A 20,439-nucleotide genomic window follows, 5' to 3' on the forward strand; every position below is an offset into this window, starting at 1 on the left:
TGAAGTGACTCCGCTGACTGGCTGATTTGCCAGTCGGCGGGAGACACTGTCGCCATCTCGATTTGCCATGTATTGCTTACAGCGAAGGAACAGGCTTGAATTCTTCTTCAGCACCTGCATCACCACTGTCATCTTTTTTACCGGTATCAGGCAGTTTGCCTTTACCTTCCATGATGGAAGAAGCCAGTTGATTCATCACCAGGCGGATCGAACGAATGCTGTCATCATTACCGGGGATCGGCAGATCGACTTCATCAGGATCCGAGTCGGTATCAATCAGACCAACCACTTTGATTCCCAGAATGTGTGCTTCGTGAACCGCATTCTTTTCCTTGGTTGGGTCAACCACAACCAGTGCTTCGGGCAGACGGTTCATCGTCCGGATGCCGTTCAGGTTACGGAAGACTTTTCGCTTTTCACGCAGCAGTGTGGACTGCATCTTCTTGGAGTAAGAATGAATTTCACCAGTTTCATCAAATGATTCCAGCTCTTCCAGACGTTTCAGGCGGTTACGTACGGTGCGGAAGTTGGTTAATGCACCACCCAGCCAGCGTTCTGTCACATAAGGCATACCGCATGCAGTCGCTGCATCGCGAATCGGGCCTTGTGCCTGCTTCTTGGTACCTACAAACAGGATCAGACTTCCCTGTGAGGCAACCCGTTCCAGATAACGTTTTCCACGAATAATACCGCGGACAGTTTCTTTCAGGTCGATAATATGAATCTGGTTACGGCGACCGTAAATATAAGGTCGCATTTTGGGGTTCCAGCGGCTCGTCTTGTGACCGTAGTGAACACCCGCTTCAAGAATATCCTTGACGACTAAATCCGACATCTTCAGCTCCTCTTTTGTTAATGGGCACATGACCTGCCAGGGGCCACGTTCTTAAAGAATTACAATCAATAGACTTAGCTATTGAAGGCGTCAAACAGCATTTACAAATTCTCTTTGCGCAATTTGAGCTGAGAACACTGCAAAGTGCGGCTGGGTGGATCCTATCTGAGTTATTTGCGCCCGTCAAACCTTGCGACCGTTAATTCAGGGAATTGGATCGAATTTGAAGTGACTGAGCTTCAATTTGGGGTCATCCTGTAATCCTGAAATCGATATACTCAAACATTACCATTCATCACAAGAATGAACTCTGACAGACGAATGACAGACTGAAACACAATCCCCCTGAGCTCAATTGTCCTATGTCCACCACGCTTGACAAATTTTCGAACACGATCCACCAGCTGCAAAATCATCTGCAGGCACTGGAAGCAGAGTCCAGCCAACTGGAGATCCCCAGGCTCAGTGGCCGCGAATGGTTTGATATACTGGAACGTAAGTTGATCCCCCAATTGACTAACCAGATGTATCTGGTCGTCGCAGTGGTGGGCGGAACCAATATCGGCAAAAGTGTGATCTTCAATCACCTGGTGGATCAACAGACCAGCGCCATCAGCCCGCTTGCCTCCCAGACACGCCATCCGGTTTGCCTCGTGCCCCAGCACTTTGAGCAGCAGCACGATTTACGGGAAGTCTTCCAGGGATTCCAGTTGGTGCCCTGGTCATCTGCTGAAGATCCCCTCAAACAGGATGAAGCGCATCTGCTCTTCTGGAAAAACTGTGATACCCTGGCTTCGAACCTCCTCGTACTGGATACCCCCGATATCGACAGCGATGCCGAAGTCAACTGGGAACGTGCAGAACGGATCAGGCAATGCGCAGACGTGCTGGTCACCGTGCTCACTCAGCAGAAATATAATGACGCCGCGGTGAAAAAGTTTTTCCGGGAAGCCGCCCGGGAAGACAAGGTCATCCTCACCGTCTTCAATCAATGCCAGCTACCCGACGATGAAGCATACTGGCCTTTGTGGTTAAACACATTCTGCCAGGAAACCGGAGCGCATCCGGAACTGGTTTTTATCGCTCCGAATGACCGACGTGCGGCAACCAACCTGGAACTCCCTTTTTATCCTCGTCAGTTTGAACCAGCTGCGACAGATGCCCCCTCCGAGATTAATGCCGACACTCCACAGTCAGACTCACCTGTAAACCTGATGGAAGTCCTGTCACAAATGCAATTCGGCGAGATCAAAATTCAGACACTGCGTGGTGCATTGAAGTATCTCATCCAGCAGGATACAGGGGTCCCTTCTTATCTGAGGGAAATCAAATCCCGCAGTCAGGAATTCCGTTCTGCAGCAGAGTTGCTTTCAGAGCATGAACTGGCCGAGATCGAAAACTGGCCGCTGGTTCCCAACTCCGTGATCGTTGCCGCCGTCCGTAAATGGTGGCAGGAACAGCGGGAAGGCTGGTCCGCCCACGTGCACGGTTTCTACAATTCACTGGGCAAAGGAGTCCTCTGGCCGGTTCGTTACCTGCATGCACTCACTACAGAAGAAAAACGGCCTCCGATGGAAGTTTATCGTGACCAGGAGTGGTCTGTGGTACTGCAGACAGTGGAGGGCATCTATGATCGCCTGACACTCGTCAGTGAACTGGGTAATGCCCTGCTGACCAGTCGTCTGAAATCGTTGTTAAGCGGGACCTCACGCGAAGCACTTCTGAAGACATTGCATTCAGAGCATTCACAGTTTGACTTCACGACTCAATTTGAAGAGCTGGTCGATCGAGAGATGACCAGTTTCAAATCGGAAAGCCCGCAGTATTATTCGTTGATCAAACAGATCGACCGAGCCGCTGCCGTGGGACGCCCGGTCCTCAGTGTCGGATTATTCTTTGTCGGCTTCGGCGCCGTCGGTGATGTGGGAACCCAAATCGTCACCGATACTATGATTCAGTCGGTTGTCAATGTCGCCGGTGATGTGGCCGGCGGCGCTGCAGCCACGACAGTTGGAGAAACAGCCGTCAGCAGTTCGGCTGCTTCAGGCATGGGATACCTGGAAGCAAAAATCAGACGATTTCACGCTGTCTTTGCACAGAAACGGACCGAGTGGCTGGCAAATGCCGTTCGAACCCATTTACTCAAAACCCTTCCTGAAGAACTGAAGTCTGCCGTCGCCTTGCCAGACTCCAAACATTACCATGCAGTTCAACAGACCGTCAACGAACTGGAACAACAGCTGAATCAACTGCAGATCACGCTTTAGAATTGAGCCTCCACTTTGAATTTGGAAACCGCTTCAACTTTATCTGAGACATGAGATCACAAACAAAGACAGAAACCATGCCTACATCAGAATTAGCACAAATTGAAATGCTGGCAGCTGTGGACAACCTGATCCATCAGCTCAAACAATGGAGTGAGCAGCAGACGCATTGGAAAACCGCACAACAATGCCAGGCAGTGATCCAGCAACTCCTGCCCCGCCTGGGAATGCTCCGCGTTCGACTGGAATCTCCCCTGGTCATCGCCACCTTTGGCGGAACGGGAACAGGAAAAAGCAGCCTGGTCAATGCACTGATCGGATCGTACTGCACGTCATCCGGACGCCAGCGACCAACAACAACAAAACCGGTCCTGATCGCGCATCCGGAAACAGACCTTGATCGTCTGGGGCTGGACCTGAGCCAGTTTCAAGTCGAACAGAAAAAACTGGATCAGTTGCAGAACATCATTCTGATCGACTGCCCGGACCCGGATACATCTGAATCTAACTTCGAAGAAAACAACCTGACCCGACTGCAACACATTATTCCGCTGTGTGACATTTTACTTTACACCTCAACACAGCAGAAATATCGCTCCGCGCGGGTCTCTGAAGAGCTGATCGAAGCAGCCATCGGTCGGCGACTGATTTTCGTGCAGACACACGCCGGACTGGATGAGGACATTCGCGAAGACTGGAAACAGCAGCTTTCACAGCAGTTTGAAGTACCGGAAATCTTCTTTGTCGATTCGGTCAAAGCACTGGAAGATCAACTGGCAGACCGAACCCCCGATCCGGATTTCGCTGCATTACAGAACATTTTAAGTTCTCAGCTCGGCAAGTCGGAACGACTTCAGGTTCGGCGCGCCAACCTGCTGGAATTAATGCAGAATGCTATCGACCACTGTGCAGGTAAAATCAAAAACGCACTGCCGGCAGTACAGGAACTCGAGTCATTCCTGAAGCAACAGCAGGCTGTTCTCACGCAACAAATGTCACAGGAACTGCGTACGGAACTACTTGTCAGCCGCAACCTCTGGGAACGTAGACTCCTTTCCTGCGTCTCGGATTCCTGGGGCTCAAGCCCTTTTTCCCTGATGCTCCGTCTATACAATGGACTAGGAAATCTGGTCGCTTCAGCCAGCCTGTTCCGTGCCAGAAATTCGGCACAGGTCGCTTTGATCGGTGCCCTGCAGGGTGCTCGTTGGCTGGGAAATCGGCAACAGGAACAAGCGGCGGATGACCGCTTGAAACGGATTGGTTCATTCGGACTGGATGATAATAAACTACGCGAATCACAGTTGCTGATCGACGGATATACCCAGGCGGCAGGCCTTAACCCTCCCGAAGGACACCAGATCGGCTCACTGGAATCCCTGCAGACCGAAGCCGCGCATGTCGAAGAACAGTTCCTGAATGACGCCGGCACCAAAATCGACAGCATTATTACCCGACTGACGCATAAAAACTCAGGCTGGTTTACCCGTTGTGTGTATGAAACCCTGTTTCTGGCACTGGTCGTCTATGCACTCGCGCGCATCGGAAAAAACTTTTTCTACGACTCGTTCCTCGACGAATCGAATATCCTGGCAATTGACTTCTACGTCACCGCGGGAGTCATTTTCCTGATCTGGACCGGGTTTCTGGTCATGATGTTTACCCGCAAACTGAAACGGGGGCTGGAACAGGAAATCAATCAACTGGCAGACCATCTAGCCAAAACCAGATTGTCACACGGCCTGTTCCCCCACCTGGAACGCGAGTGCCGTCAGATCTACTCTCAACAGCATTCACTGGAACGCATGCAGGGAGAAGTACATCAGCTTCGCTCTGAAATCGCATCTTCCAGAATCTTAGGTTCCTGGAAAGTAAACGAGCCGATTAAGCACATCGGCTCTCAAGCAACTCACTAAACCTGAATGCTGTCCAGAGCGCGTCACCTTTAACCATAGCGTCTCTCCATCAATGATACTCGATCAACTGGTCCTGGAGTCGCTACAGCTATACTCGAAACAGTCTATTTGCGATTATAGAACATCTCAGCGATGCGGTAGGCATTCAATGAACCGGAACGACTGACTTCTTTCCCATCGACAATCAGAATCAACGTCGGCAGTGACTGCACATTATACTTATCAGTCAAATCTGCGTGCTGGTCGACATCAATCACGCGGATATGGCTTGATTTCGCTTCACTGATTTCCCAGTTCTGTTTTCTGAGCGCGGGAAATTCATTGTTCTTCATCTGCACGCAGGCAGGACACCAGCTTGCGGTAAACAGTAACAGCTGATGGCGGGAGACATCTTCTTCCATTTTAAAAAGTTGAATGACGTTGTCAGGTAACGCAGGGACTTCCACTGACTGAGCTGGTGCTAATGAAAGAGATAACACCAGTGTTGCTGGGATGAGTGTATTCATTGTGATCCATTACAATTAAAGACTTTTGAAACCTCATTTACAGTAGGCAACCACAATAGCGACTCAATCTAACCCGTTCAACCGTTAAACTCGACTCAAATTGACAAGATTCCGATTCCTCGTTATAGAGTCTCTGCAATAGACTCCCACGATTTTCATTTAGAATCAACAACCTTCACATTCTGTATTCCTTATCTATATAAATACTTACATCACTTCAAACTCCAGGGCATCGTGACATTATAATGCCTTTGGGATCAATCAACGCTGATCAGTCTCAAGACTGGTCGATGCCAATCTCTTCCTGTTTCCTTGAAAAGACACCATCATGACCTGGTTAAAAATGATACTGCTGTCCATCATCCAGGGAATCAGCGAGTTCCTGCCCATCAGCTCTTCCGGGCACCTGGTGATCGTGGAGAGCCTGCTGGAGATCCAGGCAGATCAGACTGATGTGAATATCGTGCTTCACGCAGGAACGCTGCTCTCAATCCTGATCTTTTATCACAAAACGATCTTCCGGCTCGTAAGTCAGGACCTACGCGTCATTCCGCTGTTGCTCGTGGGCACACTGCCTGTCGTTGTCATTGGCTTGACTGCCAAAAAATATGCAGAGCATTTTCTGGAGAGCCCCCTGCTGGCTGGCTGCATGCTGCCTGTGACCGGCCTGATCCTGTTGCTGATCCCTCGCATCCCTCAGAACGATCAAAGTTACACAAAAATCACCTACAAGCAGGCGCTGCTGATAGGACTGGCGCAGGCGATCGCCATTCTGCCGGGAATCTCACGCAGCGGGAGCACCATCGTTGCTGGACTGTTCACAGGGATGTCGAGGCAGTCCGCTGCCACCTTCTCTTTTCTACTTGCGATCCCGGCGATTTCCGGTGCCACTATTCTGGAGACGGCGGAAATCATTTCGAACCAGCACCTCAGCACACCACTGAACCTCTTACTCTCCGGCGCACTGATCGCAGCAGTGGTGGGAGTCGTGGCCCTCTGGTTGCTGGTGCGCTGGCTGGAAAAAGGCAAGCTGCACTACTTCGCGTACTGGTGCATTCCCCTGGGAATCCTCATCGTAATCATGCAGTTGATCTGACCATCAACGGTTTATTTACGACCACCCCGACGTACATAGCAACGCAGTGAGCGTGGCGGCAGTACGGCAACACGGGGATACAGCGTCGCTCCATCCCGCTTGGGGTAAATATCCAGCGGAGAACGGGCCGACGTATCAATCGTCAGGTTCCACTCCTTAGGCTTGATCCCCACAGGCAATTCAAATGCCTGTGGATCGGGTGAGGAATTCACCAGAATCATCAAGTCAGAACCATCGCGTACCCGTCTTGAGGAATGCCTTGCCCCCAGAATACATAACAGGCAGTGCTTATCATGACTCCAGTCGACAGACTGGCCCATGACATTATACCAGCTGATATCAGGCAGTTTTTCAACACCATCTGATTGACCGGTAAGGAAGTTTTTCTGCCTCAGAGTCGGCTCACACAGCCGGAAATGAATCAGTTCCTTACAGAACCGATACAGGCCTTTGTACTTGTTGACCAGTGACCAGTCAAACCATGAGATGGCGTTGTCCTGACAGTAGGTATTGTTATTCCCACGCTGAGTTCGGCGGCATTCATCACCGGAGAGCAGCATCGGGACTCCCTGGCTCAGAAAGAGCGTCGCCAGCATGTTCTTTATCTGACGCTCACGCATTCCGATAATCGCAGGATCATCAGTCGGCCCTTCGACGCCGAAATTCATGCTGATGTTATTGTTTTCGCCATCCTGATTATCTTCGCGGTTGGCATAATTGTGCTTGTGTTCGTAGCTCACCAGGTCATTCAGCGTGAAGCCATCGTGTGCGGTAATAAAGTTGACGCCATGAAAGGGTTCGCGCCCCGTCTCCTGATAGAGATCGCTCGATCCCGAAATACGCGTGGCATAATCTCCCAGCGTGGGAACATCACCTCTCCAGAATCGACGGATATCATCCCGGTAACGACCGTTCCACTCCGCCCAGCGGATGTGGGAAAATGATCCGACCTGATAAGCACCGGCAGCATCCCAGGCTTCGGCAATCAGCTTGGTATCGGCAAGCAATGGATCTTCTGCAATCGCTTCCACCAGCGGAGGACTGGGAACGAGATGACCGCTACGGTCTCGGCTCAAAATCGATGCCAGGTCAAAACGGAATCCGTCAATATGATAGTTACACGTCCAGTGCCGCAGACAATGGAAGATCATTTCCCGCACTACCGGATGGTTTCCGTTGATTGCGTTTCCACAACCGGAATAGTTTTTATAGTACTTCCCACCCTGATCCAGGTGGTAATAAACCTGGTTCTCCAATCCACGGAATGAGAGAGTCGGGCCGTTTTCATTGCCTTCTGCAGTATGATTGAATACCACATCCAGAATGACTTCGATGCCGGCTTTATGCAGCGCCCGCACCATCTCTTTGAATTCTCGTACCTGCCCCCCCGGTTCTGAATTCGTCGCAAAACCACGGTGTGGCGCAAAGAACGCCAGAGTTTCATAGCCCCAATAGTTCTGATGGTCTGTGAATGTACCATCAGCCTCATTCATCGGGAATTCGTGAATCGGCATTAACTCGACCGCGGTGACCCCCAGATCAATCAGATACGGGATCTTCTCGATAACACCCAGGTAAGTGCCGGGATGCTCTACTCCGCTCGAAGGCGAATTGGTAAAACCACGAACATGCATTTCATAAATCACCGTGTCTGCCAGGTGGTGACGGACATGCCGGTCTCCCTGCCAGTCAAACTGATCATCGACGACCACACATTTGGGAGGCCTTACGATACCATCTAATGAGGGTTGAAAATTACCCGCAAGCGCTTTTGCATAGGGGTCAATCAGTCGTGCCCGTTTATCAAACCGCTGACCGATTTCCGGTTGAAAGGGACCATCCGCCTGGAAGTGATAAAGTTGACCTGGACCAATGCCGGATATGAATGCAGTCCAGATATCTCCGAGACGCCCATATTCCTGATTGAAACGGATGACTTCCGAAGGCTCTGTATCATCAACATGATTGTACAGCAGAAGCCACATGGATGTAGCTGATCGACTGTAAACAGAAAAAAGCACCCCGTTGTCCTGCGGCACCGCGCCGTAGGAAAATGTATGCATGGAATGAATCGGGGAGCTGAGAGAGTGTACCAATTCGCGACCCATTACTGTCCTGTTCCTCACAATGACTGCATCAAACGTTTAATTTGAAAATTAAGGAATCTTCTCCTGAGCACCAAAAAAAGAAATCAGAACTTTCCGTCCGATACAGCTACATGTCTTTAATATTCCCAAACAGCTGTCACCTCATGTCATCGGACAGAAGCAACCGCCATTAAATTTTAACCATTATCCCTAATTCTATACTTCGACGTCCCTGCCTGTAGTTGATCATTCTTTTTTATACTGAAATCGAGAACCTCAAAATCTGTAATTGGATGAAGCTATGATCGAGAGAAAGATCGTTTTGCACTTTATTCAACCAATAGTCAGTTTATACATAAATTAACTGACACCTGTAGTTAGTTTAACAAGTAAAACAACTTTACCCAGAGTAATTTTCCAAAAATGACAACTGAGCTGCTGGAACAGTCCAGCAGCTCAGTGTTTGCATAACCACATTATTCATCCTGTAGTTTTGAACCAGTTTTTGTGAGAATCACACTTGAATTAAGGGAAAAATGGATCATTTCGGATAGAATTAGTAGACGTCGGCACAGAGGTCCGGTACACAGGCTGGGCTACGGGACGATAGGCAGGGTATTGCTGCATATTATTCAGACCTGTTCCACGATACCCACTGTAACTCTGCGTAGGATAACGGTATTGAGTCAAGTTACAGTTTCCTCCAGGGCAGCTAACATTATTGTAACCAGTCCCACAGTTACCACCGGGACATGCCATTCCTGTCCCGCAGTTACCAGAAGCGCAAGGACTACTGTAACTGGAGTAATTACTGGTGGGATAACAGACCCCATTCACACAATTCGTACTGCCATAAGAGGCCTGGCCGTAATAGGGGCGATAGGTTTGCTGTGCAGTCCGGTAACTGACCGGTTGTGTTAATGCACGAAATGGCGAGGTAATCACGTCAACCACACCACCGGGACGAGGTTGAAAAAAAGCAGTCTGAGTTTCAGCGGCCTGAGAATCGCCAGACAGCATCACAACTGCCGCGGTACAAATTGCCAAAGCTGTAAGTAAACGTTTCATTGAGATTTCTCCACTTTTGAAAAGACAAGTTTCTGTTATCATTTAAACCACATCGTGGTATTCAGAAACTTATGCACTCGCCGTGCCAAAACAACCCCCAAAACAGAACTTACCTCACTTATCACGTTACAATAATACAACTTACAAAAACCGCGTCACAAGTACCAGAATCATATCCGCAACACAATCCATCAACTTTTGTAACAATTACGACATCATTTCTACAAACACACCTCACTTTGAGACACATTCAATAACACAGGTTAAATATCCGGAGAATCTATACGGATCAGCTAATCTGAAACAGCGTTTACATGGATTCTGACCGCTCCATTCTGTCATCATATTGATTGGTCTCTTTTTTCTGCGACCAGGCTGGTCCGGTTATTCTGAATAGACGCTCTTGCCGATATCCAATATAAACCTTCGCCCCAGCTGACGTTTTCATTGGGATGTATTTCGCACCCATCCCCATTTCCAGTGATGAGAACCATGAATCGGTATATCAAAAAAGTAGACCAGTTTGCAGCAGCCCCCATGTTCTGCTGCTCCATTCTGTTTCTTGTATTTTTTGCAGGCACGCTACATCTCATTAATCTGGAATCACCGGGAATCGCATTGAATATCTGCAACTGGTGCCTGTTCCTGCTATACCCCTGCTTTGTCGTTGAAGCGGTCACGCATATTGCACTGGGAAGTCCCCGCTGGAAATTTAACCTGCTCTATTGCCTGGCGCCCCCTCTCAGAATTTGCGCACGAGATCAAATGACAGGGCGGGCCATCTGGTTTCCCCTTCTGGCGTGGCGAGAAGTGAATCAGGCATTTCTGGAACGGGTGAGAAAATCCTTTTCCGTCCCGATGCTGGTGATAGCCTTGCTCGTGCTACCTCTGTTTGCTGTGGAGAATTACTGGCAGAAGCAGATTGAAGCCAGCCCCCTTCTGGCGGATATCACTGCACTCGCGACCGGGTTCATCTGGTTTGCATTCACTCTCGAATTCATCGTGATGATTTCAATCGAAAAGAAACGTATCGAATACTGCCGCAAACACTGGATCGATCTGGCCGTCATCTGCCTGCCGATGATTGCCTTCCTGCGGGCGTTTCGTATGGCCGGACTTCTGAAGTCGGCACGAATGTTTCGCTTAAAGAGCCTGGTCATGAAGCTCTACCGGGCTGCTCTCATGCTGGATGTCATCAACCGACTCCTGCAACGCAATCCGGAAAAAAGGATCACACGTCTGGAATCCATCCTGCTGGAAAAAGAACGCGAAATCAATGCAATTAAGACTGAAATCGCGATACTGTCAGACAGAATTGCCTCGAATCCCCTGTCCGTGTGCGAGAATACCTGTCAGGATGACACTCCTTCGCAAAAAGCAGCCTGACAGTCATTGCCCCCTCAAATCACGGTGGTGAGTTTATTCATCCCGGTCATAGCGGGGACGACGATCAGACCACTCACCCTGCAGCTTTTTCAGATGCTTATCCAGAAACTTTAAGATATCCACTTCGAGTCCCAAACGCTTTCCAAGCATATCAGTGCCTCGCAACTTGCCTGGATATTCCTTGAAGTACATCCGCTCGCTCGAATCCTGTGAAGAAGACAATTGCGTAAACAGCTTCTTGGCAGCACCACGATCCAGGGAGTCGCTGGCCCCCGTACACACGAAAAAACCCATCCCTAATATTGGGTCCTTGACTTTTACTGCGGCAAGCGCTCCAGAGACTCCAGGCACACTGGTATCAGGCGAAATCAGCACCAGTGCTCTTACCGTCTGGCCTTTAGGAGTTTTAGCTGCCAGCACAGGAGCATCGTCATAGGGAATTTTACTCCAGTCATACAGTGCATAATTCAAGACAATCGGCACACTCATATCAGCAGCAATGATTGCCGTCTTCTGCATGTTTAAGTGTTTTTTCTGATGCTCGTCGTAAAGAAACTTCCAGACAGCTTCCATATCCAGGGCCAACATCCCCCTGTAATCCAGAGCGGTCAGCTTATCCCGGGAATTCCCTTTCTGATTCTGATTGCCTCCTGCATCGGCGGCATTCAACTTACTTTTTCCATGCTTTCGTAAATCCACAGAAACAACTGCATAACCATTTTGCTGCAGGATAGATGCAAACTGCTGATCCCATACCCGTTTGCTTCCCCCTTTACCATGCAGCAATACAACTACCGGGGAATCAGAGGCATTACTGGATTCATAGTAGGTAATCGCAATCGGCCACCCCCCCTGTGCCGTTAATGTCATTTCCTGAGGTTTTGGCGGACCTTTAGTATCAGACTGCGCACAGACCACGCCATTACTCATCAGCGAAATGGAAAGCAACGTGAAGACCGAACAGATCAAATGTGTGTGTTTCATACAATGTAAAAGATTTCGCACGGAACCCCCTCAACGTTGGAATAAATTCTCTGTGGTTGTAAGCTTGTTGATACAATCTGAACTGGATAGGCAATAATTCTGTTGAACTATACTTTTATTCTATGGGTTATTCTCAGTGAGGTCAAATAGTGTCCTCGCTTTTCAAGACCTTTCCTTTCCGGACACGGTATTTCTCAGTACTTTTTCATCACTCTTCAACGCGAGAACAGACCGCCGATGCAGGAGCAGGAAACCAACGAACCCCCATCACGCCCTTTCCTCGGCCTGAAAAGGGATGACCAGTATTTTTTAGGAATCCTGTTCGTCGCAATCCTTGTAGCTGCAATGATTCACTTGATCCAGATGTCACATTGGGGAACAGAAGCGGTTGAAATCGGGCGGTTGCCCCATCTCCCGTACGAGTATCAGGTTGATATCAATCAGGCAACCTGGGTGGAGTTTGCACAACTTGAGGGTATCGGCACTTCACTGGGAAAACGAATTGTGGCCCACCGGGAAGCAAATGGTCCATTCGCTTCCATCAATGACTTGCTGAACGTCAAAGGCATCGGAGAAAAGAAACTGAATGCCAATCGTAAGCATCTGGCTTTGAATTCCTCTTCGAAAACTCCCAGTGACTGAATCTGATTTTGTTCAGGCTTGTACAGCGTCTGAAAGAGGAAGTCCGCTGATTCCCTGTCTAAAAGAGCCGTTTTTCAATATCTTTGCTGCTCCCGTTCTGAAGTCAGTTGATTCCACACCCGAATCACGGTTGAATAGTCATTTCAATCATTTATCCAGATTCAGCCTTTCTGGCTGATCTTGCCCGAAATAGCGTTTCATCTAAAGGGTTTACTTCTTATGGCAGGTTTTGATCATGGCTCCAACGAGCCAGATGAAAAAGAGAGCCTCGAGACCATTTCGCGAAACACGCGACTGGGTCTCAAACTCTTCATGGTTTATCTGGTGTTGTACGGCGGATTTGTTTTTCTGAATACATTCTCGCCTGCCCGGATGGAATTAGTGGTTTTTGCCGGCTTGAACCTGGCCATCGTGTATGGCTTTACCCTGATCATCGCCGCGTTTCTGCTGGCCATGATATATGGCTGGATGTGCCGTAATGAAATTGACTCCCCGACAGCAGAGAACGGGGAGGCAAAATCATGATTTATGAACCCTCTCTGATGGCCGTCTTAATCTTCGGCGCCATCGTTGCCGTGACCCTCGGGCTCAGTTTCTGGCTGGGAGCCAAAGCCAAATCAGCGAAAGGTTATTTCGCTGCCGGCGGTGGCATCCACTGGTTTGTGAATGGGGTGGCCTTCGCAGGAGACTACCTGTCAGCCGCTTCCTTCCTCGGTATCTGTGGCATGATTGCCTTTTATGGATACGATGGGTTTCTGTACTCCATTGGGTACCTGGCAGGCTGGATCGTCGCATTGTTCGTTATTGCAGAACCACTGAAACGCATGGGGCGTTTTACCTTCGCCGATGCGCTCGACAGTAAATTCCAGTCACGAGGTATCAAACTTGCCGCCGCCATCAGTACGCTGGCTGTCAGTATCTTTTACCTGATCCCCCAGATGGTTGGTGCCGGCGCACTGATCACTCCCCTGCTCGGCTTTCCACACTATGTTGGCGTGTTGATGGTCGGAACGATTGTCATCCTGATTGTGGTCACAGCAGGGATGGTCAGTACAACTTATGTGCAGTTTCTCAAAGGCTCTCTGCTCGTCATCTTCAGCACGATTCTCACAGTCCTGATTCTACAGCGTGGACTTTCCACCGAACCGGTCAACGACGGCAAGAGCACACACCAGTTCCAGATCCTCGGGCCTGTTGCAGAGAATGATCTTAAGCAATGGAGATCAGAACTCAAGCTGACCGATCAGGACAAACTGACTTCTCTCGATCAGGGTGCATGGGCAGAAAAAGGATTCCTGCAACTGACACAGGACGGTAAGAACTCTTACTGGAAAATTTCCGAAAATGAAGAACAACAGTATTTTCTTTCCGAAACCCAATACAAACTGACCACTTCCCAGGGTGCGGTCATTATCAATGGATTGCCGCAGGGGACTGGCGAGGGAGAAACTGATTTTTATCCTGTCGGTCGGATCAGCAAACTACCCGGTGACAAAACCGAAACTGGTCCACTGGGACTGACCGGTTTTTTAAGTACCATTCGGGAAAGTGAAATCATTCTCTGGGGTTCTGAATCCATTAAAGAAGAAGACGGTTCAGCGCTGACGATTTATTTCCCTAAACCGACTTCAGGGGAAAAAGTCCTCAGTCCCGGCAACCATCCCAAGTTTGCCGGTATTCGTGGGGATAAATTTTATGAAAAACTCAACTTCCTCTCATTGATGCTGGCGCTCTTCTGCGGAACCGCATCACTGCCACACATCCTGATTCGTTACTACACTGTGAAGGATCAGGCCAGTGCCCGTAAAAGTACGATTGTCGGGATCGGCAGTATTGGTTACTTCTATATCTTGACCCTGTTCATGGGGCTGGGAGCCATGACCAGTGGCGCGATGGATGTCACTAACTCCAATATGGCTGCCCCCCTACTGGCAAAAAGTATCGGCGACTGGCTGTTTGCGATTATCTCTGCGATTGCTTTCACCACGGTACTCGGAACGGTCAGCGGTTTGATTATCGCATCCAGCGGTGCAGTAGTGCACGACCTGATGTCGAGCTTTCTGAAAATTGAAATGAATGACTTCGCCAAAGTCCGCATCGCCAAAATCGCGTCGGTTGTAGTCGGAGTAATTGCCATTATCCTGGGCATTCTGTTTGAAAAATTCAACGTGAACTATCTGGTTGGATGGGCCTTCAGTGTGGCGGCGTCGGCGAATCTGCCGGCTCTGGTGATGCTGCTCTTCTGGCCTAAAACCACGAAGCAGGGAATTACCGTCGCCATCTTTACCGGCATGATCACTTCACTGGGCTGGATTCTGCTGAGTGCCGACTCCTACAAAGGTATCTATGGATGGGATCCTGAAACAGCCATTGTTCCCTTCAGTCAACCAGGACTCGTCACCATCCCGCTGGGCTTCATTGTCCTGATTGTCGTCTCGTTATTGACACAGCCCAAAACAGAGGAGTCGGTCAATTGACAGATCAACCACATGAACAGGAATGGCTCACGGCAACCGCGATGGAGGATGAGTTCACCGTCCTGTTTCGCCTCCTGCCGGCAATCCCACAGGACCTCGGTACGTCTGATTTTCCCGCCCGGGTAGAAATCATCTGGTCGTATACTTCGCCCAACGAAACTGGCATGCCCGGTCCGGAAGATCAGGAGCAGATGAACCAGTTTGAAGAACTACTGGTCGAGATCTGGCTGAAAGCAGGCCTGGGACACCTGACCATGTTGATCACCGGTAACCAGATCTGTGAGTGGCAATGGTACCTGCGTGATGCAGACCAGGCATTGCAGGTATTGAACGAAACGCTAGCTGAGGCAGCACCTCTTCCGATCGAGTTCCATACAGAAGCCGATCCCGACTGGTACGCCTATACCAACTTCATGGAACAGGTCACGGAATAGGCCGAGACTCAGGTGGGGTTATCTGTCTGTTTACCGAAGCGATCCAGAATCTCATTCACCGTGGATCGAATCGTAATACACAGACCATCCAGGTCGAGGTCGTCTTCGTCCAGACCAAATGGTTCTTCCACGGAGTGTGCAATGACTTCAATCCCGATCATGAAATAAGCCATGATGACCGTCAGTGGTACCGTCCACAGTGCGAAGTCTTCTACCAGTCCCCAGGGAAGCGTACACAGGTAAAGCGTAATACAGTGGCGCACGAACAGCCGATAGGAAGGCGAAAGCCGCGTTCGGCGAATCCGCTCGCAACCGCCGCAGATCTCCATCAGTTCGCGAACCTCGGTATCGATGATTCGCAATTCATCACCGTCAATCAGCCCGGAACGTTTCCAGCCTATCACGCGACGGTAGATCAGGTCTGCAATATAAGCTGGAATATGACGTGGTGGAGGATCGATCTGTTCGAGTTCCGGAAACATGTCAAAGTCATCATCTTCACGCAGGTGATCGCGTAGCGCTTCGGGAAACGCGACAATAATTCCCGCCAGTTCCCGCAGTTCATCGCGGTTGAAGTTGGTGAACTCGCGAAATTTGATCGCCATGTTCCGGGTCACATTCACCAGGCGGCCCCACAGCTTACGGGCTTCCCACCAGCGGGAGTAAGAACTGTTCGTTCGAAACACCAGCAACAGGCCCAGCACCAGCCCCAGAATTCCATGCAGACTGGAAGACAGATCTCCGAACTGTTCGATTTCATCACTTAGTGTTTCAGATAAACCCAGGTCGTGAAGCCAACCTGGGTTTTCTTTGACCACAGGTATCAGGCTGTAAGCCCCGACCAGCCCTGCATAAAGTGAAATACGTCCGAGCGTACCTAATTTCTTCTCGATAAACGAGAGATTCAATTCTGCATCAGCTGCCATAAAACCGAAAACCCTGCATTAAACCAGACAAACTTATCCGTTCAGTTCGTTTCAAATTAATACAGGAACTCTAGTTTTTTCGCTCTAATAATACAACTGATGTATCATCGTGCCTGCCAGATCCGTCTGTAAAAGCATTGGAATCCCGAAACAGGTTTTCAAGTGATTCTTCCAGATTCTGGCTCCGCGATGACTGTAATGACTGCATGATTCCGGGTATTCCAAATTCGCCGAATGTCTCTTTCTCTCCGGGAAATGCTTCCGCCAGACCATCTGTAAAAATCAGCAGGCGACTGTCAGGTGGAACTACGGAGGTGTGAATATCATATTCTGCACCTGGTACAATCCCCAGGGGCAGCCCCCCATCATCGAGTGTCCCCAGTTCGCGCACCTGATTGGTTTCCAGTTCCTGAATCATTGGAATTGGTGCACCCGCGGACGTCCATTGAAATTCATTTGTTTTGGAATTCAGGATTCCATAGAGCAGCGTGATAAAACCCCCATCATCATTTACGATCGCCTGGTCACACAGTCGATTATTCACATCTTTCACGAAGGCAGCCGTATCCAGATATTTGTTGGAACGAATCATTCCCACCAGCGTATGCATGGTCATGATCGACATGCAGGCTTTCATGCCGTGCCCCGAAGCATCGCCGACCAGTAACACCAGATTATCATCATCCAGCATAAAGACATCGTAATAATCCCCTCCCGCCAGCGTGACCGGCTGACCACCGAACACGCGAATCTGTGAAGATTCATACCGCGCAGTAACATCAAACCGGTCGGGGGAAATCAGGTTGGTCGGGATGATTGATTCCTGCAGCTTGCGCACAGACTCCACTTCCTCCCGCAGACGCTCCGCCACAAAACGTTCGCGCTCGGCGCGGACAGAATCCACGACGCTCTGTAATGTGGTTTCCAGCAGAAACATGAAGTCCCCGCCTTCATCGCGGATAATGTAAGCCCGCATGCCGGCCGTTAAGAAGCGGGCGACATGAAAGGTCCCCTGGGTCGGACAGGCTCCCACGATGGGCGTATCCAGGTGCTTCTTTTGTATCTGCTCAAAGTGATCAAAGGCGGTTTGCGGATCAGGAGACATGATCGACATCAGTATGATGTCCCAGTCATGCTGTTCCTGTACCTGTGACATGAAGTCTTCGGGTGTCGCACAGATTACCAGTTCATTCTCACTCACTCCCAGATACAGAGACATGAGTTCGCATTCATCGGGATTATCCCACCCAATCAGAATTCGCATATGTGGCCCCATTAAAATCGAATTCAGAATAAATTAACTGTTCCATCATATAAAATTAATCTTCCAATATCGACATAAATTACCGGCAACAGTGCATTTAGGAAGAGATTACTCATTCAAATCAACAGTTATGTACATTCTCATCGCAATCAGAGTTTGATCGTATTCTGGTCCATTGGGCGCTGAATAATCGACATTTGACAGCCTCATGCGTTTGACAAAAGGACGCGGTCATAAACTGATGAATCAAAAAAGATGAAAAGAAGTCTGTTCCCGCTTCGAGCCTGATGCGATTGCATTTCACGCTTGCGTCGCTCTGACCTGAATCCCGACAGCCAGAGAATCTCCGGAATTGTAGAGCAACCGAAACTGCCTGCCAGAAGCAGAATTCAGACGAAGGGGGAAGGATAAATCAGGTTAATTAAAGATCCTGGAATATCTTGAAAAGACAGTTCGCTCATTGACTCTCTCCAAACCCGGAAGTGATAATTGATAACAGGGAGTCTGCCAGAGTATTTCTCGCATCTATACTCCGTTCGAGGCACTTTTCGAAGAGATTGTGTTCCACGAAGTCAATCATCAGGTCAGACTCGAACTTGAGGAAGCATCACAACGACTGGACCTGGAGTGTCAGACCATTGTTTCGATGAAACTGGCCGGCATGACCAACGCGGAGATCTCCAAAGCCTTGAACTGCAGTATCCGTCGAATCGAACGCAAAAACAACCTGATCCGAAAATCGTTCTCTGATCCAGATGAAACGGCACTGGTTCCACCAGAGAGTTGACGAACAGAATTCACATCAGGAAAATACAATACGTTTCTGAATCAGCTACAATTTAATTGACACAAAACAGTTTCGAATGCGGACGCTCACGCAAAGGACCAACAGAAACATCATGCACCAGAATCGAAACTCACAGTATGTATTCTGCCAACTGAACTTTCCTGTTTTGCTGCTTCTGCTCTGCCCGCTTCTATCCGCTATTCCAACAATCCCCTGTCAGGCAAAGTCTCCTAATATCATCCTGATCATGGCCGACGATCTGGGGTTTTCCGACCTGGGTTGTTACGGCTCGGAAATCCAGACTCCCCATCTCGATCAACTGGCGAAAGACGGGCTCCGGTTCTCACAGTTTTATAATGCCGGTCGCTGCTGCCCGACGCGTGCCTCTCTCATGACCGGCCTGTATCCGCATCAGGCGGGTATCGGCTGGATGAACCGGAACGACAAACTGCCCGCCTATCAAGGAGAACTCAACCAGCACTGTGTCAGCATTCCCCAGGTCCTTTCGCCGGCAGGCTATCAATGTTATCACGTCGGCAAATGGCATCTGACTTACCGGATGCGGGAAGCGAATGAAAACTGGCCCCTGGGACGAGGCTTCTTACGCGCCTATGGTACCGGGGGAGGTGGTAACTATTTTGCCCCCCGACCACTCTACGAAGACAATCAACATATTCAACCTCCGCAGCAGGATTATTACGTCACCGATGCCTTCAGCCAGCGGGCTGTCGAGTACCTGAAAGACCATGCACAGAATCAACCGCAGCAACCCTTCTTTATGTACCTCGCTTATACGGCGCCTCATTTCCCTCTGCATGCCTGGCCGAAAGACATTGCCCGCTATCGAGGAAAATATCTGAAAGGCTGGGATCAGTTCCGCAAACAACGCCATCAGAAAATGCAGAACCTGGGACTGATCAACAGCCCGCTCTCCCCGCGCGACCCCGATGCCAAATCCTGGGAATCACTTACGGAAACAGAACAGCAGGAATGGGATCTGCGGATGTCCGTCTACGCCGCCATGATCACCAGCATGGACCGAGGCATCGGCCAGGTACTTCAACAACTCGACGAAATGAAAGCCACTGACAATACCCTGGTCCTCTTTTTATCCGACAATGGTGCCAGTGCCGAATACATCGACCGTGGACACCAGCCTGGCGCAGTCACAGGCACTCGCGAATCCTTTCGCTGTGCTGAAGTAGGCTGGGCCAATACCAGCAACACGCCGTTTCGCTTTCATAAGATGTGGATGCATGAAGGGGGCATATCGACGCCCCTGATTGCCCGCTGGCCGGAACAGATCAAACAGACCGGCGACTGGACACAACAGACGGGGCACGTCGTTGACCTGCTGGCCACGTTTGTTGACATAACAAAAGCGGAATATCCCAAAACTCGAAACGGAAAACAGATCACCCCGCTTGCCGGCATCAGCCTCTTGCCGACTTTTCACCATCCAGAACAGACCAAACCGCGCACACTCTTCTGGGAACATGAAGGCAACAAAGCCATTCACGAGGGAAACTGGAAACTGGTCAAAGAAGATCAGCACGACTGGGAACTGTACGACCTGAGTCAGGATCGTAGTGAATTAAATGATCTGGCAAAATCACAACCGGAGCGATCTGCCGCGCTCGCAGATGTCTGGCAGGCCTGGGCAGAGAAAGTGGGAGTCGTCCCCTGGGAGCAACTGCCTCCCCCTGGATATCGCAGCAAGGGTCCCGATTTTTATCGTAAAAAGTAAACCACGCATCTCTTCTCTTA

At 49.7% G+C, this 20,439-nt stretch carries 17 protein-coding genes; 10 read left to right on the forward strand and 7 right to left on the reverse strand.

Annotation, left to right across the window (positions count from 1 at the left end):
* Nucleotides 1-76 precede the first annotated feature (76 nt).
* Nucleotides 77-835, reverse strand: coding sequence for a 30S ribosomal protein S2 (gene rpsB / locus GmarT_RS17410; RefSeq protein ID WP_002645116.1), 759 nt, complete (start codon nucleotides 833-835; stop codon nucleotides 77-79).
* Nucleotides 836-1,197: 362 nt separating this feature from the next.
* On the opposite strand from rpsB, the gene GmarT_RS17415 reads away from it, so the two are divergent.
* Together GmarT_RS17415 and GmarT_RS17420 are read left to right on the forward strand one after the other, a co-directional pair.
* Entirely contained in the window at nucleotides 1,198-3,102 is a 1,905-nt protein-coding gene (locus GmarT_RS17415; protein WP_149303022.1) for a GTPase, read from the forward strand.
* Nucleotides 3,103-3,179: 77 nt separating this feature from the next.
* Entirely contained in the window at nucleotides 3,180-5,015 is a 1,836-nt protein-coding gene (locus GmarT_RS17420; protein ID WP_157159015.1) for a GTPase, read from the forward strand.
* Between the two features lie 104 nt (nucleotides 5,016-5,119).
* On the opposite strand, the gene GmarT_RS17425 is transcribed toward GmarT_RS17420, so the two are convergent.
* Nucleotides 5,120-5,521, reverse strand: a complete 402-nt coding sequence (locus tag GmarT_RS17425) for a thioredoxin family protein (RefSeq protein WP_002649775.1) — start codon at nucleotides 5,519-5,521, stop codon at nucleotides 5,120-5,122.
* 328 nt (nucleotides 5,522-5,849) lie between these two features.
* On the opposite strand from GmarT_RS17425, the gene GmarT_RS17430 reads away from it, so the two are divergent.
* Nucleotides 5,850-6,617, forward strand: coding sequence for an undecaprenyl-diphosphate phosphatase (locus GmarT_RS17430; protein WP_002649774.1), 768 nt, complete (start codon nucleotides 5,850-5,852; stop codon nucleotides 6,615-6,617).
* A gap of 11 nt (nucleotides 6,618-6,628) precedes the next feature.
* Here GmarT_RS17430 and glgX read toward each other — a convergent pair whose 3' ends face one another.
* Nucleotides 6,629-8,725, reverse strand: a complete 2,097-nt coding sequence (gene glgX, locus GmarT_RS17435) for a glycogen debranching protein GlgX (protein ID WP_002649773.1) — start codon at nucleotides 8,723-8,725, stop codon at nucleotides 6,629-6,631.
* A gap of 504 nt (nucleotides 8,726-9,229) precedes the next feature.
* Complete coding sequence (locus GmarT_RS17440; RefSeq protein WP_002649772.1) at nucleotides 9,230-9,772, reverse strand: hypothetical protein; 543 nt, start codon at nucleotides 9,770-9,772, stop codon at nucleotides 9,230-9,232.
* Nucleotides 9,773-10,264: 492 nt separating this feature from the next.
* On the opposite strand from GmarT_RS17440, the gene GmarT_RS17445 reads away from it, so the two are divergent.
* Entirely contained in the window at nucleotides 10,265-11,158 is an 894-nt protein-coding gene (locus tag GmarT_RS17445) for a hypothetical protein (RefSeq protein ID WP_002649770.1), read from the forward strand.
* A 33-nt stretch (nucleotides 11,159-11,191) separates the two neighbouring features.
* On the opposite strand, the gene GmarT_RS17450 is transcribed toward GmarT_RS17445, so the two are convergent.
* A complete protein-coding gene (locus GmarT_RS17450; RefSeq protein ID WP_149303026.1) occupies nucleotides 11,192-12,163 on the reverse strand; it encodes an alpha/beta hydrolase in 972 nt (323 codons plus the stop codon).
* Nucleotides 12,164-12,379: 216 nt separating this feature from the next.
* On the opposite strand from GmarT_RS17450, the gene GmarT_RS17455 reads away from it, so the two are divergent.
* From GmarT_RS17455 to GmarT_RS17470, 4 genes are all read left to right on the forward strand, one after another.
* The gene (locus GmarT_RS17455) at nucleotides 12,380-12,784 is read left to right on the forward strand and encodes a ComEA family DNA-binding protein (RefSeq protein ID WP_149303028.1); all 405 of its coding nucleotides are present in this window, start codon (nucleotides 12,380-12,382) and stop codon (nucleotides 12,782-12,784) included.
* A gap of 219 nt (nucleotides 12,785-13,003) precedes the next feature.
* Entirely contained in the window at nucleotides 13,004-13,309 is a 306-nt protein-coding gene (locus tag GmarT_RS17460; protein ID WP_149303030.1) for a DUF485 domain-containing protein, read from the forward strand.
* On the forward strand, nucleotides 13,306-15,261 hold the full coding sequence (locus GmarT_RS17465) for a sodium/solute symporter (RefSeq protein WP_149303032.1): 1,956 nt from the start codon (nucleotides 13,306-13,308) through the stop codon (nucleotides 15,259-15,261). Before GmarT_RS17460 ends, GmarT_RS17465 begins: the two co-directional genes overlap by 4 nt.
* Nucleotides 15,258-15,695, forward strand: coding sequence for a DUF695 domain-containing protein (locus GmarT_RS17470; protein ID WP_149303034.1), 438 nt, complete (start codon nucleotides 15,258-15,260; stop codon nucleotides 15,693-15,695). The genes GmarT_RS17465 and GmarT_RS17470 overlap by 4 nt, the downstream gene beginning before the upstream one ends.
* An 8-nt stretch (nucleotides 15,696-15,703) precedes the next feature.
* On the opposite strand, the gene GmarT_RS17475 is transcribed toward GmarT_RS17470, so the two are convergent.
* Together GmarT_RS17475 and GmarT_RS17480 are read right to left on the reverse strand one after the other, a co-directional pair.
* The gene (locus tag GmarT_RS17475) at nucleotides 15,704-16,621 is read right to left on the reverse strand and encodes a bestrophin family protein (protein WP_002645642.1); all 918 of its coding nucleotides are present in this window, start codon (nucleotides 16,619-16,621) and stop codon (nucleotides 15,704-15,706) included.
* Nucleotides 16,622-16,691: 70 nt separating this feature from the next.
* Nucleotides 16,692-17,885, reverse strand: a complete 1,194-nt coding sequence (locus GmarT_RS17480) for a PP2C family protein-serine/threonine phosphatase (protein ID WP_002645641.1) — start codon at nucleotides 17,883-17,885, stop codon at nucleotides 16,692-16,694.
* 559 nt (nucleotides 17,886-18,444) lie between these two features.
* Here GmarT_RS17480 and GmarT_RS17485 point away from each other — a divergent pair.
* Together GmarT_RS17485 and GmarT_RS17490 are read left to right on the forward strand one after the other, a co-directional pair.
* Nucleotides 18,445-18,672: an ECF-type sigma factor gene (locus tag GmarT_RS17485; protein WP_002645640.1), complete on the forward strand. Its 228-nt coding sequence runs from the start codon at nucleotides 18,445-18,447 to the stop codon at nucleotides 18,670-18,672.
* Between the two features lie 112 nt (nucleotides 18,673-18,784).
* Nucleotides 18,785-20,419, forward strand: coding sequence for an arylsulfatase (locus GmarT_RS17490; protein ID WP_002645639.1), 1,635 nt, complete (start codon nucleotides 18,785-18,787; stop codon nucleotides 20,417-20,419).
* The last annotated feature ends 20 nt before the right edge of the window (nucleotides 20,420-20,439 follow it).

The sequence above is a fragment of the Gimesia maris genome (genome assembly GCF_008298035.1).
GTDB lineage: Bacteria > Planctomycetota > Planctomycetia > Planctomycetales > Planctomycetaceae > Gimesia > Gimesia maris.